Origin of the sequence: Bacillus cereus group sp. BfR-BA-01355, assembly GCF_022663675.1 — a bacterium.
Classification (GTDB): domain Bacteria; phylum Bacillota; class Bacilli; order Bacillales; family Bacillaceae_G; genus Bacillus_A; species Bacillus_A thuringiensis_S.
Genome location: NZ_JAKUFY010000021.1, coordinates 1 through 14401, shown reverse-complemented (window position 1 = coordinate 14401; position 14401 = coordinate 1). Strand labels below are relative to the sequence as shown.

Genomic DNA, 14401 nt, shown 5'->3' with positions numbered 1-14401 from the left:
TATAATAAGGCTTTTTTCTACATGCTATTATTTATTTTAACTGTAAAGTATTTAACATGTTTCCCGCCAAATGCTCCCGTAAAGTAGAACCTGTATACTCTTCCCTAAATACCCCCGCCTTCACAAATAAAGGAATGACTTCACTAAAGAATAGATTTAGTGACTTGGGAGGTCCTCCTGGAATAGCAATAAATCCATCTAACGCTCCGGCCTCAAACCTATCCATAATTTGCTTCGCAACGCCTTTTGGTGTACCAACCGCAACCCAATGAGCCGATCCAACAACTTCTGGTCGCTCTAGTATTTGTTCAACTGTTGGTTCATTTTTAATAATGAAATGCCGTAATAATTCTGCATGTGTTTTACTACGTACAGTTTGATCCCGACTTGGCAGCATCTCTTCGGTAATTTTACTTTCTAGCTGAATCCCTCTCGCATCTAATCCGAGAACCATTTCAAGTAACGCATATCTCTTCTCTTTTGTGAGATGTTGATGAGCTTGCCTATGCATTTCTAGCGCCTCTTCATATGTATCACCTATAAAGAAATATAATCCAGGTAATACGCGTATAGCATCTTGCTTTCGGCCATGCTGTTCTGCTCTTCTTCTTAAATCTTGACGAAGTTCAATACCTGACTCTACATCTGGCGTTGCAGCAAAAATTGCATCAGCAACAGAAGCAGCAAAATTCCGACCAGACTCTGAAGCACCGGCTTGAAATAATGGCATTTCTCCTGATATATGCTGTGGGATATTCAGTGGACCTTTTACCTCAAAATATTCACCGCTATGTTCAATTGGCTTGGCCATCTCTCTAATAACTTCAGTGTTATCTATTTTCAACACTTCATAAGGATGGCTCCTCCAAAGTTTTCTTACTAACTCTGTACATTCTGCCGCTTTCGCGTATCGTTCCTCAGATGATGGCATCTCTTCCTTACCAAAGTTTTCAGCACCGTCAATGGATGTAACAATGTTCCAGCCTACTCTGCCATTACTAATCCAGTGTAACGATTGTAATTGCCTTGCTAATATATATGGTGGATAAAACGAAGTTGAAGCGGTTGTAACGACTCCAATTTTTTCTGTTGCATAAGCAATAGCAGTAAACAGTAACGTCGGGTCTAAAATGACATTCCCTTTATTACGAGCGATTAAATCTGGGTGCGCCACTAAATAATCGGCTTTAAAAACAAAATCTAACTTAGCCTTTTCTGCCTGTAGTGCCAACTCTACTTGCTCATCAATTGCGGAATTAAACTCATTCTCTTGTTCTTTCTTTCTAGAAATTAAACATAATCCAATGCAAAGTTGATTCTTTTTAGACATCTTCACACCATCCCCTTATTTTTAATTCACTTAGTTAAACAAATGTTGCTTTCATTATGAAATTCTATTCTTATGAAAATAGATATAATGATATTGATAATCATTATCATTTTATGATGTAACTGTAATAAAAGCAATAACAAAAAAGACTCCCACTTTTGGAAGTCCTTTATCTCAATATTTCATTCGCTTCTTTTTCATAAATTTTATCAAATGACGTCATAACGCGCTGTGATGCTTGAATCATTTTTTGATCCGTCATAAGATCGGCCATCTCTTTCGTCATATCAACATTTGAATTTTCTAGCATATGATTTTTTACTATTCCTGCTCCGTTCGGTAAATTAGCAATGTTTCCTTCTGCTAGTGTAAAGCTTTTGTTCTCACGTTGCACGAGACGAGCATTCGTTTCGGCATCTACTGTTTTTGTTTGTAAACGAGCAATATTATTTTGTGTTACTTCATCATATAATGTACCGTCTGCTTGTACAGCAACCTTTGCTCCTTCCGGAATACGAATACGCTCATTATTCTCTCCCATTACGAAAGCACCTGAAGATGTTTGTAAATAACGATCACTATTTAATGTGAAACTACCATCTCTCGTTAAAAACGTTTCATCATTTTTAGAAGTAACGAAAAATGATGTTGTGCCGGCCGCGCCGTCATCTAAAAAGAAATCTGTAGCGCTATTTGTCATTTGTATATTTCCTTGTATTAAATTCACATGTGTTGCAGCTGGTACTACAGCGTAATCGACCGAACCGATATTTGTTACCGCCCCATCTCCTCGGCGATATGTGTCTTGTACATCAAATACTTTAGACGTCATATTTTCTGCTTTAAATCCTGTCGTTTGAGCATTTGCAACGTTATTCGAATGAACATTAATACGCTGCATGTAATTCATCATACCCATAGAACCTATATAAAGACCGTTCATATTCGTTTGAATAAGGCAAGCGCCTTATTCTTCACCTCTTTTCTACGATGTTTGTAACATTTGTTTCGCTAAATGTTCAGCTGTAGCGATATGTATATTTTTCTTTATATCTTGTCCGTCTGTCATTAATACAATAGGAGCTGATGATACTGCTGGAATTTTCAACAATTCACCACTACTTGCTGTTTCATCAAATTTTGTAAACACAATACCATCTATATGAATATCTTTAAAGTTTGTAATGATTTCAATCATATCTTTACTTTTCATCGAAGCTGATAACGTTAAACAAATATAATCTGGTTCTACTTGTCCCATCGTTTCAATCATTTCTTCCACTGTTTCTGACGTACGATAATTTTTTCCGGCTGTATCAATTAAAATATAATCGACGCGTGCTTCTTCTTTAAAATACGTAAGCGCTCTTGTCATTGCAGCTTCATCACGCACAGCAATTACTTCCGATCCAATTGTCTTTACGTTATCTTGCAATTGCTGCACTGTCCCTATGCGAGAATGATCTGTCGTTATAAAACCAACTGTTTTGTTCTTACCGTGAAATTGCCATGCCATTTTCGCGAGTGTCGTCGTTTTACCAACGCCAGTTGGACCGATTAATGCGATTGTTTGTACTTCTTTTTCAAAGACGTTTTCCGTATTAAAATGAGATTTCATATCTTCCAATATGTACCTGATAACTTCTTCTTCTGTAATCATCGTTGCATTTTCAAACTTTATTTTTAACTTTTCAGCATATGCATAAATGAAATATTGTTCTACATCGTTTTGTTCTAGCATCCGAATTACTTTTTGAATAATAAACGGTACAGATTCTTGATTTTCTTTCTTTGGAACTACTTCTTCTTTCTTTACCGGAACGACTTGTTTCACAACTTTTTTCTTTTTCGGTACTTCCGTTTCTTTCGTCTGTTTCACAACGACAATTCCTTTTTCAAACAGCTTTAATAGTTTTTCTTTTTTTCTTGCCCATTCTTCACTATTTCCTGTTTGCATTGCCGCGTATGACATAGAAGTCGTTACGTTTTCTAAATTGTGCAGTACTGATTGAATTCCATTCGCCTTCACAATTTGTTCTGAAGGATCATTCACAACATCCATTAACTGTTCATGAAATTGAGCTGTACCTTCATTCACTTCTTCCTGTTTTTCTTCTGGAAAAGCAACTAACATTTCATAATCCTTTTTCCAGAAAAACGGTATATTTCGTTTTACACTTTCATCGACAACGTAATAATAATCTGTACCATATTGGTCAAATAACTTTCGATACAATTCATTTTTCGAAGCTGCTTTTATTCGCATTAACGCTTCTTTCTTTTCTGTACTTTCCATTACTTCACCCCCTACTATTCAATATAGGCAATTTGATCCACAACAATTTCTGGTGCTAATTCGCTAATACAAAGTACTTGTGCTTCCACTTGATAACGTTCTAGCAGTCTTACGATCGCAAATCTAAAATCTTTTCTACGTGTTAATAACACTGGTTCTCTTCCCATTAAACGTGCTTGCTTAAAGACGCGCTGCACTTGCTCAACGACACGTGTTTCTAAATCTAAATCCCAGTTTAATAAGTAACCTTGATATGAATTATTCACAACATCCGCATCTAACTCAATTGAATCAGAGAAGAGCGCTGCATATATTTTTCCGTCCGGATTTTTCGCATTTTCACAAATAACTTTTGAAATACATTCACGAACAAATGATGTCACACCGTCAACGTGGTTTTGATAAATTTCTTTGCCGTCAATAATACCTTCAATAATTGTTGGTAAATCACGAATAGAAATACCTTCTTTTAGAAGTTGTTTAATAACATTTTGAACGAGTGATAAATCAATTTCTTTCTTCTTAATCTCTTCTAATAGAACGCCATTATCATTTTCAAGCGAGTTAATTAAGTCTTTTACATGTTGACGCTGAATTAATTCATGAAGATTACGTCTAACGACAACATCTAAATGTGTAATTAATATGCTAAGTGGCTCTAACACTTGATAGCCTTTCATTTGTGCATCTTGCACCATATGCTCTAAAATCCAATATCCATCTTCACCGAAAATTGGATCTTTAGCTGGCTCTGCATCTAAATCAGCCATTACGTTCGGTGTTTTCAGTGCTAATAAATAACCTGATTTTAAAACACCTTCAGCTGCCTTAGCACCTTTAATTCGAATAATGTAACGTCCGCGTGGTCTAAAGCTCGTATTATCTTTAAAGTTAATTCCAGGAACGTTAATACCAAGGTCAGTAATAATCGACTTCCGCATAAGAACAACTTTATCACGAGCTGTTTCCCCGTTAATTTTCTGCTTTACAAGTGCTGCTAAATCTAAACCGAGTTCTACAATAATCGGATATTTATCCGTAAATACTCCGAATGAATCTTCCACTTGTTGCAGTTGCTCATCTTCGCCTTGAATCATTTCTAATTCTTTTTGAAGCTCGTCTTCTTTTTCTTTCTTTATTCGATTTTTATTACGAATGCCTAAGAAGATAATCGTTCCACCAACGAGTGCGAATGGTAGAAACGGTAGCGGAGTAAAAATACCCATTGCGATAAATAAACCACCTAGTGCATATACAACGACTTCATGCGCTAATAACTCTTTAAAGATACCTTCTGTTACTGTATCCGGTGAGCCGTCAAATACACGCGTTACGATAATACCTGTTGAAATTGCAAGCATTAATGAACCGATTTGGTTTACGATTCCGTCACCGACAGTTAACTGTGTATAATGAAGAGCTGCATCTGCAAAGCTCATTCCTTGCTGCATCATGCCGACAATTAAACCGAAAATAATGTTTACGAATAAAATGACAATCCCGAAAATAACGTCCCCTTTAATGAACTTTCCGGCACCATCCATCGCCCCGTAAAACTCTGTTTCCATATTTAATTTTTTTCGTTTTGCCTGTGCATCTTTTTCTGAAATAATACGCTGGTTTAAATCAGCATCGATAGACATTTGTTTCCCCGGTAAAGAATCAAGTGTAAAACGAGCTGCTACTTCAGCTGTACGAGATGCACCGTTTGCAACGATAAACTGGAATATGATTAATACTGTAAAAATAACGATACCAATTAATAAGTTTCCGCCAATTACGAACTGGCCGAACTCTTCAATAACATGACCTGCATTTCCATCTGTCAAAATCGCTCGCGTCGTCGAAACGTTAATCGATACGCGGAAAATCCCGATTAATAACAACATCGTTGGAAATGACTTTAATTCATCCCACTCGTTAATACTTGTCGCTCGCATATAAATAAGCACTGACATACTTAGTAGAAAAACGATAATGATATCAAGTATAAATGGTGGAAGTGGAATTAAGAGCGCCACTACGAATGACGCTGCTAAAAAGATAGAAAAATAGGTTCTTGCAGACTCTATCTTAAACAAAGAGATCTCCTCCAAACGCGCTATTACACTTCAAGTTCGTTCGTCTGAATTAAATAGCGCATAACTTCAATTACAGCTACGTATAAATCTTCTGGAATCGTCTCATCTTCCTCGACCTGATAATATAAAGAACGAGCAAGCGGACGGTTTTCCACCATTGGTATTTCTTGTTCACGGGCAAGCGTTCGTATATATAATGCGAGCTCATCTTCCCCTTTTGCAACGACAATTGGTGCTGCATCAACGTGTTTATTGTAACGAAGTACAACCGAAATATGCGTCGGGTTGTTCACAATAAACGTTGCACCATCCATCTTCTTCGCGATTGTCCCTTGCAAGATGGCATGCATAAAGTTTTTTCGTTTCCCCTTTACTTGCGGGTCCCCTTCATTATCTTTATGCTCCCTTTTTACTTCTTCTTTTTTCATCTTAATATCTTGCTCGTACTCCCATCTTTGGTAAATGAAATCAATAATAGAAAGAACGATTAAAATAATTAAAATTGCTAAGAAAATAAATTTAATTTGCCTAATAATTTCAGTAAGTGACGCAGTCCAGTTAAATCCAATCATGCTCACGATTTTCTCTAAATTCTTTTTAAAAAGAACATAAGCGACGTAACCGATTAATCCCATATAAAATAGTGATTTCAAAATATCTACTAAACTTTTACGACTAAACAGTCTCGTAAAATAGTTTTTCGGATTAATACGTGACGCTTTCGGCTTAATAACTTTTGAAGAAAATAAAAAGCCGACTTGAATCATATAATTGAATAAATGAAAAGCGTATACGAGTATTAATATCGGAGCTGATACTTTTAGTAGTAGCATCCCCATTAAATAGAAATACTCGGTTGAATCTGTATTTTTTCCAATTTGATTAAACAGTACCGCTACGGAATTCGCAATCTCAAACCCTAGCCAATCTCCGAAGAAATAAACGACAACTGCTAATACAAGTATGGAAAATAAATTATTTAAATCTTTACTCCGGGCAATATTCCCTTCTTCACGCGATTTTTTACGCTTCTGCGGGGTGGCCTTTTCTGTTTTATTATCCTTTGCCATGCGCGTCCCCCTACTTCGTTAAGAAAAAGTTAAATAGTTTCGTATACTCTTCAAGTAATACATCCGTCATATTTTTAAACACATAACCGAGCATCGGTACACTCATCGCAATAAACAAAATCCCACATGTAATTTTAATTACGTATGCATTCATAAAAACGTTTAATTGCGGAGCATTTTTTGCAATTAAAATAAGAACAAAGTTAATGATGAATAAACTTCCCATAAGCGGCAGAGCAATTTCAACCGCTGATGTGATCGCAAATAATAACGTTGCGAGTAGACTATCTAAAAAACTAGTCGTCAACAATTTTGAAATCGCCTCTGTATATTGAAACGACTTTAAAATAGTGGCAACGAAATAGTTAATGCCGCCCAGTGAAATAAAAATAATAAGAAAAAATATATCAAAAATTGTTGATAGCAAAGTGGACTGTGACCCTGCATTTACATCAAACAAACTTGCTTGTGATAAACCAATATCAAAGTCTAAAATATGCCCTGCCATTTTCGGAATGTTCCACAGCATTTCTACAATTTTTGAAAGTGATAATCCAATTACAATTTGCGTTCCTGCATAAGCTGCAACGTCCCAAACTGTCTTGATGTGAGAGACATCCACTTGATCCGCCACTGTAATTGAAAGAGCGAGTCCAACTGTAACCTTCGCCATTGCTGGAATGGATCGGCCTGAGAAAAACGGTAAAAAATATAAAAATGAAGTAATGCGACAAAACGCAAAAAACGTTGCCGCCCATAATTCCATATTCATTTCAGTTCACCTATCTTAGTACGAACGCAATAGCGATGGGATTTTATCAAATAAATCTAAAATAAGCATCGTTAACTCTTGGAACATCCACGGACCTAAAATGATAATTACGAGCACAATACTCGCCATTTTCGGTAAAAACGTCAGCGTTTGCTCTTGAATTTGCATCATTGCCATAATAACCGCGATAATAATAACGACAATCAGACTTACAACGGCAATCGGCATTAAAATCATAACCCCTTTATAAAAAAAGGTTTGGAAAATATCTATAATTGGTGACGTATTCATTTATATGACTCCTATCACATAGCATCAAACGCTTCAGGCGACCGTCTTAAACATAATATCGACAATTTTTGTATATCCACCTAAATATACGAAAACGAGTATTTTAAACGGTAAACTTAAAATCATCGGCGGTACCATCATCATCCCGAGGTACATTAAAAGTGTACTAATAATCAAATCTATAAATACAAACGCTAAATAAATGAACATCCCTGTAAGTAACCCTTTTTGAATTTGCGTTAACGTAAAGGATGGTACGAGTGTAAATAAGGAAAGATCCTTTAAATCTTTCGGCAACTCTTCTCCGCGTACTTTCAGCATCATTTTCAAATCATGCTTATACGTATGCTTTGACATATATTCTTTCATAATAGGAGCTGTCGTTTCCGCAGCTTGACTTACTGTTATTTTCTCTTTCGTCATCGGATCCCACACATCGCTCTTCAGTTGCCCGAGTACAGGCTGCATCGTAAAGAGTGATAAAAATAATGCAAGTCCAACAAGCACTTGGTTTGGTGGTAAATTCATTACCCCAAGTCCTTGACGTGTAATCCCAAGAACGATCATAAAATAAGTAAAATGTGTAAATAATAGAACGATAGAAGAAGATAATGATAAAAGGGTAACGAGCGCAAATAGTTGTACACTTGAATTACTCGTAAACTCTTTTCCATTTTCGAAATTAATAAAACCGTTCGGGGCCGCATACGCTGGATTTACAAAAATAATTGAAAAAACGATAGAAAATACGAAAATAACGACTAATAATGATAACTGTTTCTTTATTCTCATGATGGATCCTCTACTTTTTTCGTTTCAGTCTTCACCGCGTCTTCTAGTGCTTGTTGAAACTGATTTCCTGTTCCGGTTAATTGCACAGACTGTACACCGTTATTACTAATAACAGTGAACACTTGCTTTCCGTCCACTTCAAATAAAAAGGCACTCGTTTGATGATTTAAATACACGCCGTCTTTTACTTGAATATGGCCATTTTCACCCTGCTTAAAAAACTGCTGTTTGCGCGTCTTTTTTGTCATATAATATGCACCGTAACCGAGCGCACCAAACAGTAAAACGACTTGAAATAAGGTCGTCATATACGACATATGACTCCTCCTTTACTCTTTATCTTGCATTTGACTTTGCGCTTTCATAAGCGCCGCTTGTTTCTTGTCAGCTTCAATTTCAGAAATGATAATACCGAATTTCTCGTCCATTACGATTGCTTCACCGATGCCGACTTTCATATTACTTAAATACACATCTACTTTATGTCCTAAGTTTTTCTCTACTTCCAGAACATCGCCAATTTTTAACTGCTTCACATCACCAAGCGTAATAGATGACTTTCCAAGCTTTACACCAAGTTCAATCGAAATATCTGAAACAGTATCAATATGTGCTTTACCTGCTTCATTTCGCTTTCCTGCAAAATCTTCTAATCCCATTAATGACACGGGAGATACTTCATGCTTCATATGGATCCTCCTACTCTACAAAACTTTTAAATAGGAGCGCCTTACGCGTTCCATCTTTTCCAATAAAACAATTAAATTTATGCTTTCCATCTACATAACCAAGTAATTCATCCGAAACTTTCGTATGAAGCGGAATAATATCGCCTTCTTCAATTTGTTCAATCTCACTCATTGTCATTTTCTGCTCACCAATTGCAACGTGAACAGGTTTGTACACTTGATTTACTTTCACTTCCACTTCAGACGTATACTTCCTACGTTTGTCCGAAGAATGTTCGACAATATTTTCAGACGTTAACTTATCCATAATTTCTTCAACAGATAAGAACGGAATCCCGATACGCACCGTCGTATTCCAAAAATCTGTTTTCATATTTACATTAAGTAATGAAATGATATCGCTCGCTGTCGTAATCTTTAATGCATTCGGATCTGTTTCCGTCGTTACAAATTTCGGTTCAATCGCAACAACACTTTCAAATGATTGCTCTAAATTTTTACAAAGAAGCAAGAATATATTATCAAGCGTTAAAAACTCAAACGCTGTTAACGGTCTGCGCATCGTAAAGTTACGCTTACTATCTCCGCCAAGCCAACATTCATGAATATAAATAACGAATGCTAAATCAATCTCAATAACAATTTCTCCAAGCTCTGGTAAACCGAGATCAATCACGCAATATAAATAATAATCTTTCGGCATTTTCTCCACATACTCACTCGTAAATGGAACTTGCTCAACTGTTGAAGGCTCTAGTTCAATTGGAATACGCATACGCGCTGATAACGTCTGTGACGTCTGTTTTCCAAACGTAGAAGCAATCGCTTGCAAACTACGTAAATGCTCAACACCGAACTTCTCTGGTCTATTAAAATCATACTCTTGAAATTTCTCTTGCTTTCCTGCTTCTTGTGCGAAAGCTGGCATTTCCTCGCCTTCATTTACCGCCTTCAGCAGGGCATCAATTTGCTCTTGGCTTAATTTTTCGCCACTCATGACAATCCCCTTCCCTACCTTTTCAATTCAACGATTTCAACGTACATCTTCCCATTCTTCGTCAAAATCTTTCCGGTTCCAATCTCTTCATTCTCAAGCATAAGACGCACCGTATTTTTCGTTGAATTTTCAAGACGATACAATGTACCTTTCGTAATATGAAGCAGATCTTCAATTTTCTTTTTCGTATTTCCGATTTCAAAATAAATTGTTAACGGAATATCATCTTGTAATTTCAAATCTAGCCAACTCCCATATCATGTTCACGAAAATTTCATGTTCTCTCTATATGAAACTTCTTATTTTGAAACGTCGATATTTAATATTTTTTTAATATATCCTTGCGTTTCTTTAAATGGCGGTACGCCTCCGTACTTTCTCACATTGCCAGGACCAGCATTATAAGAAGCAAGTGCCAATACTAAGTCGCCGTTATTTTTCTTTAAATAACCGCTTAACTCTTTCACGCCACCTTCAATACTTTCAGCTGGTGAAAAGGGATTCTTCACACCCATCTCCTTCACATTCGCTGGCATAAGCTGCATAAGACCCATCGCACCGGCATGTGACACCGTTTTCGGATTAAAATTAGACTCTACTTCAATCATTTTTTGAATTAACGTTTTTGGAATTCCATATGTACGACTTACACGATCAATAATATCCTCATACTTCCCTTCATTGGAAGAACGTATTTTTTGAATATTATACTTCTTCGTTAATTCCCACGTATCAGCAGCCTCATTTTTCGTTTCTGGGAAACGTCGTTCAAACTCTTTTTGCGCAACTTGCACTTCATCTGCTTTCTTCGTTTCAGCCTTTTCTTCAGGCTTACTCGCTTCCTCTACTTTATTAATAGTTTCTACGGGTTTATTAACAACCGCTTCTATTTTCGTAGATTGTACCGGCTGACTCATATCTTCTACTTTTGCCGGCTGCGTAGTTTCTTTCGTCTCCTTCGCAGGCTCACTCTGCAACTTCTCTTGAAAACGACTACTAACAAATGCTTGTGGACTACTTAGCTTTTGCTGAATTTGTCCTTTCTTATATGCAAGCACTTCTTTTACTATATTTCCAACTATCATAATATCACCTTTTCGGTAAACAAAGATAATCTAATATTAGAGTTTTTTTTTAAAGTTTGCAATAATCCTTTTAATAATTATGTAATAAAAAAATGAATATATTGTTAAACTGTTATTTTTTTATATTTATTAATTCGAATTTTTAGTTGACACCCGTTGTAGCAAGGATTACAATAAATCTCGAAATTGATTTTTTCGCATATTACCGTTTTTCAATTTGCAGAAAAGTCAATATAAAAAAATGGGGGTTTCTTAACATGAGAATTAATACAAACATTAACAGCATGCGTACTCAAGAGTACATGCGCCAAAACCAAGCTAAAATGAGCAACGCTATGGACCGTTTATCAAGCGGTAAACGTATCAACAACGCTTCTGACGATGCAGCAGGTCTTGCAATCGCAACTCGTATGCGTGCACGTGAAAGCGGATTAGGTGTTGCAGCTAACAACACACAAGACGGTATGTCTTTAATCCGTACAGCTGACTCAGCTTTAAACTCTGTATCTAACATCTTACTTCGTATGCGTGACATCGCTAACCAATCTGCGAACGGTACGAACACTGGCGATAACCAAAAAGCATTAGATAAAGAATTTTCTGCATTAAAAGAACAAATCGATTACATTTCTAAAAACACAGAGTTTAACGATAAGAAATTATTAAATGGTGATAACAAATCTATTGCTATTCAAACTCTAGATAACGCTGATACAGCTAAACAAATCAATATCAATCTAGCTGATTCATCTACTAAAGCTTTAAATATTGATACATTATCAATTGCAGGAACTACTGATAAAACAATCACTATTACAGCAAAAGACCTTACTGACAATAAAGCAACCCTTGATGCTTTAAAAACAGCTAAAGCTGACTTAGCTAAATTAGATGATAAATCTGATCAAGCTACTATTGACAAAGCGGTTGATGCGTTTAAAACAGCATTTAATAACGTTGATAAAAACTTACTGTCTGACAAGGCAATCGAAGGTATTACAGACAAAATGACTGCTTTTGATGGTACACATACAGCGGCTGCGGCAATCGGAACTGCTTATACTGAACCTACTGCAGGTGATATTACAAAATCTGCACCAAACGCTTCTGGCGCAATCAAATCAATTGATGCTGCATTAGAAACAATCGCTTCTAACCGTGCAACTCTAGGTGCTACATTAAACCGTCTTGACTTTAACGTAAATAACCTAAAGAGCCAATCTTCTTCTATGGCTTCAGCTGCTTCTCAAATCGAAGACGCTGACATGGCGAAAGAAATGTCTGAAATGACTAAGTTCAAAATCTTGAACGAAGCTGGTATCAGCATGCTTTCTCAAGCAAACCAAACTCCACAAATGGTTTCTAAATTATTACAATAAGCCATTTGAGTTAGTTTCCTGAATAAACCTCTCTGCTTGCGGAGAGGTTTATTTTTTTCTATATAGATGAATTATTTGTAAGATCTTTCTTTTTTAGGTAGGAGAGAGCATCCGCGTGGCGTAGAAGCGGTCAGTGCCTATCTCTATCCCTTCTCATGTTAAAACACAACTAGAAGATAAGCATAAAGTTCCTTTTTCTTTTTATAGCTGTTTATTGGCTTTAAGACCATATATGAATCAATAAGGAGTGTCTATTATGCGTATTGGTACGAATTTTTTGAGTATGAACGCTAGGCAATCGCTATACGAGAATGAAAAACGTATGAATGTTGCGATGGAACATTTGGCTACTGGTAAGAAGTTAAACCATGCTTCTGATAATCCAGCTAATATTGCGATTGTGACTCGTATGCATGCAAGAGCGAATGGTATGCGCGTGGCGATTCGTAATAATGAGGATGCAATATCGATGCTTCGCACAGCCGAAGCTGCACTTCAAACTGTGATGAATATTTTGCAGCGCATGCGTGATTTAGCTGTTCAATCTGCAAATGGTACAAATTCAAATAAAAACCGTGATTCACTGAATAAAGAGTTTCAATCTTTAACAGAACAAATTAGCTATATTGGCGAGACGACTGAGTTTAATGATTTATCCGTATTTGACGGTCAAAACCGCCCTGTTACATTAGACGATATCGGTCATACGGTACATATATCAAAGTCTATTCCACCACCTTCCCCTACACAACACGACATCAAGATTTCAACAGAACAAGAAGCAAGAGCGGCAATTCTTAAAATTGAAGAGGCTTTGCAAAGTGTGTCACTTCATCGTGCTGATCTTGGAGCTATGATAAATCGTTTACATTTCAATATTGAAAATTTAAATAGTCAAAGTATGGCGTTAACAGATGCTGCATCTCGAATTGAAGATGCAGACATGGCGCAAGAAATGAGTGATTTTTTAAAGTTCAAATTATTGACTGAAGTTGCCCTTAGTATGGTTTCACAAGCGAATCAAATTCCGCAAATGGTTTCTAAGTTACTACAATCGTAAAAATTCATCTTCCATCTTTGGAACGATTCCATACAAAACAAAAGGGAAATACATATAAACTATGTATCTCCCTTTTATTTTGTACCCAAATTTTATTACTGTGTTACCGTCATAACTTGTCCACTACGGTCAACCATAATTTTCATTTTACCGTCTTGTGCATTATATAGACCTAGTTTATGTAATTCCATTTTACAATCTTGTACGAAAGTTGGTAATTTACGTATTTGATCAATATCAGAACTTGTAATGAAATGGATTAAAAGCTGCGTCATACCTTTAATATCTTGTACAAGCTCTTCTTTCTCTCGTTTTAGCCTTTCATTTTCTAGTTGTAACGACTGCAATTCACCTTCTAGACTACGTGTATTCTTTGCTTCTCTAGAACGCCCTGCTGCCATGCTAGAAAGCTTATAAATACCTTCCATAAACTGATGTAGTTCGTCTTCTTTCCTTTCACTACATTGATTAATTGTTTCAAAGTTATCAACGATACCAGATATAACTGTTACAAGATTTTTTTCATCCTCTTTATGCTGGATTTCTTCTTTTAATTCGT

The 14401-nt window shown here is 36.3% G+C and carries 15 protein-coding genes and 1 pseudogene; 2 read left to right on the top strand and 14 right to left on the bottom strand.

Annotation, left to right across the window (positions count from 1 at the left end; genetic code table 11):
- Positions 1 to 31: 31 nt before the first annotated feature.
- From MR167_RS09510 to MR167_RS09450, 13 genes are all read right to left on the bottom strand, one after another.
- Positions 32 to 1330 (bottom strand): NtaA/DmoA family FMN-dependent monooxygenase, encoded by a 1299-nt coding sequence (locus tag MR167_RS09510; protein WP_242314456.1) that lies wholly within the window; start codon positions 1328 to 1330, stop codon positions 32 to 34.
- Positions 1331 to 1499: 169 nt separating this feature from the next.
- Positions 1500 to 2273, bottom strand: a complete 774-nt coding sequence (locus MR167_RS09505; RefSeq protein WP_086389893.1) for a flagellar basal-body rod protein FlgG — start codon at positions 2271 to 2273, stop codon at positions 1500 to 1502.
- Positions 2274 to 2315: 42 nt separating this feature from the next.
- Positions 2316 to 3626 (bottom strand): flagellar biosynthesis GTPase FlhF, encoded by a 1311-nt coding sequence (gene flhF / locus MR167_RS09500; protein WP_016513056.1) that lies wholly within the window; start codon positions 3624 to 3626, stop codon positions 2316 to 2318.
- A gap of 14 nt (positions 3627 to 3640) precedes the next feature.
- Positions 3641 to 5707: a flagellar biosynthesis protein FlhA gene (flhA, locus tag MR167_RS09495; protein WP_000472586.1), complete on the bottom strand. Its 2067-nt coding sequence runs from the start codon at positions 5705 to 5707 to the stop codon at positions 3641 to 3643.
- A gap of 23 nt (positions 5708 to 5730) precedes the next feature.
- A complete protein-coding gene (gene flhB / locus MR167_RS09490) occupies positions 5731 to 6777 on the bottom strand; it encodes a flagellar type III secretion system protein FlhB (protein WP_242314454.1) in 1047 nt (348 codons plus the stop codon).
- A 10-nt stretch (positions 6778 to 6787) separates the two neighbouring features.
- On the bottom strand, positions 6788 to 7549 hold the full coding sequence (locus MR167_RS09485) for a flagellar biosynthetic protein FliR (protein WP_001055718.1): 762 nt from the start codon (positions 7547 to 7549) through the stop codon (positions 6788 to 6790).
- Positions 7550 to 7564: 15 nt separating this feature from the next.
- Positions 7565 to 7840 carry a flagellar biosynthetic protein FliQ gene (locus tag MR167_RS09480; RefSeq protein WP_001098080.1) on the bottom strand — a complete coding sequence of 92 codons (276 nt, stop codon included), beginning with the start codon at positions 7838 to 7840 and terminating at the stop codon, positions 7565 to 7567.
- 33 nt (positions 7841 to 7873) lie between these two features.
- Positions 7874 to 8632 (bottom strand): flagellar type III secretion system pore protein FliP, encoded by a 759-nt coding sequence (locus tag MR167_RS09475; protein WP_071714490.1) that lies wholly within the window; start codon positions 8630 to 8632, stop codon positions 7874 to 7876.
- On the bottom strand, positions 8629 to 8949 hold the full coding sequence (locus MR167_RS09470; RefSeq protein ID WP_000121178.1) for a hypothetical protein: 321 nt from the start codon (positions 8947 to 8949) through the stop codon (positions 8629 to 8631). The genes MR167_RS09475 and MR167_RS09470 overlap by 4 nt, the downstream gene beginning before the upstream one ends.
- A 12-nt stretch (positions 8950 to 8961) precedes the next feature.
- Positions 8962 to 9321 (bottom strand): flagellar motor switch protein FliN, encoded by a 360-nt coding sequence (gene fliN, locus MR167_RS09465; RefSeq protein WP_242314452.1) that lies wholly within the window; start codon positions 9319 to 9321, stop codon positions 8962 to 8964.
- 10 nt (positions 9322 to 9331) lie between these two features.
- A complete protein-coding gene (gene fliM, locus MR167_RS09460) occupies positions 9332 to 10318 on the bottom strand; it encodes a flagellar motor switch protein FliM (RefSeq protein WP_000012361.1) in 987 nt (328 codons plus the stop codon).
- 14 nt (positions 10319 to 10332) lie between these two features.
- Positions 10333 to 10557 carry a flagellar motor switch protein FliN gene (locus MR167_RS09455; RefSeq protein ID WP_000775712.1) on the bottom strand — a complete coding sequence of 75 codons (225 nt, stop codon included), beginning with the start codon at positions 10555 to 10557 and terminating at the stop codon, positions 10333 to 10335.
- A gap of 60 nt (positions 10558 to 10617) precedes the next feature.
- On the bottom strand, positions 10618 to 11403 hold the full coding sequence (locus tag MR167_RS09450; RefSeq protein WP_016098032.1) for a lytic transglycosylase domain-containing protein: 786 nt from the start codon (positions 11401 to 11403) through the stop codon (positions 10618 to 10620).
- A gap of 257 nt (positions 11404 to 11660) precedes the next feature.
- Between MR167_RS09450 and MR167_RS09445 the strand changes: the two genes are divergently transcribed.
- Together MR167_RS09445 and MR167_RS09440 are read left to right on the top strand one after the other, a co-directional pair.
- Positions 11661 to 12782 carry a flagellin N-terminal helical domain-containing protein gene (locus MR167_RS09445; RefSeq protein ID WP_016077900.1) on the top strand — a complete coding sequence of 374 codons (1122 nt, stop codon included), beginning with the start codon at positions 11661 to 11663 and terminating at the stop codon, positions 12780 to 12782.
- A 256-nt stretch (positions 12783 to 13038) separates the two neighbouring features.
- Positions 13039 to 13842, top strand: coding sequence for a flagellin N-terminal helical domain-containing protein (locus MR167_RS09440; RefSeq protein WP_242314450.1), 804 nt, complete (start codon positions 13039 to 13041; stop codon positions 13840 to 13842).
- 95 nt (positions 13843 to 13937) lie between these two features.
- Here the strand turns inward: MR167_RS09440 and MR167_RS09435 are convergent.
- Positions 13938 to 14401, bottom strand: a pseudogene (locus MR167_RS09435) (DNA-binding domain-containing protein); the annotation flags it as partial.

What these genes read in the sequence shown, in the direction of transcription:
- MR167_RS09510 (WP_242314456.1), bottom strand. Translation starts at nt 1,330, where the DNA reads ATGTCTAAAAAGAATCAACTTTGCATTGGATTATGTTTAATTTCTAGA.
- MR167_RS09505 (WP_086389893.1), bottom strand. Translation starts at nt 2,273, where the DNA reads ATGAACGGTCTTTATATAGGTTCTATGGGTATGATGAATTACATGCAG.
- flhF (WP_016513056.1), bottom strand. Translation starts at nt 3,626, where the DNA reads ATGGAAAGTACAGAAAAGAAAGAAGCGTTAATGCGAATAAAAGCAGCT.
- flhB (WP_242314454.1), bottom strand. Translation starts at nt 6,777, where the DNA reads ATGGCAAAGGATAATAAAACAGAAAAGGCCACCCCGCAGAAGCGTAAA.
- MR167_RS09485 (WP_001055718.1), bottom strand. Translation starts at nt 7,549, where the DNA reads ATGAATATGGAATTATGGGCGGCAACGTTTTTTGCGTTTTGTCGCATT.
- MR167_RS09480 (WP_001098080.1), bottom strand. Translation starts at nt 7,840, where the DNA reads ATGAATACGTCACCAATTATAGATATTTTCCAAACCTTTTTTTATAAA.
- MR167_RS09475 (WP_071714490.1), bottom strand. Translation starts at nt 8,632, where the DNA reads ATGAGAATAAAGAAACAGTTATCATTATTAGTCGTTATTTTCGTATTT.
- MR167_RS09470 (WP_000121178.1), bottom strand. Translation starts at nt 8,949, where the DNA reads ATGTCGTATATGACGACCTTATTTCAAGTCGTTTTACTGTTTGGTGCG.
- fliN (WP_242314452.1), bottom strand. Translation starts at nt 9,321, where the DNA reads ATGAAGCATGAAGTATCTCCCGTGTCATTAATGGGATTAGAAGATTTT.
- fliM (WP_000012361.1), bottom strand. Translation starts at nt 10,318, where the DNA reads ATGAGTGGCGAAAAATTAAGCCAAGAGCAAATTGATGCCCTGCTGAAG.
- MR167_RS09450 (WP_016098032.1), bottom strand. Translation starts at nt 11,403, where the DNA reads ATGATAGTTGGAAATATAGTAAAAGAAGTGCTTGCATATAAGAAAGGA.
- MR167_RS09445 (WP_016077900.1), top strand. Translation starts at nt 11,661, where the DNA reads ATGAGAATTAATACAAACATTAACAGCATGCGTACTCAAGAGTACATG.
- MR167_RS09440 (WP_242314450.1), top strand. Translation starts at nt 13,039, where the DNA reads ATGCGTATTGGTACGAATTTTTTGAGTATGAACGCTAGGCAATCGCTA.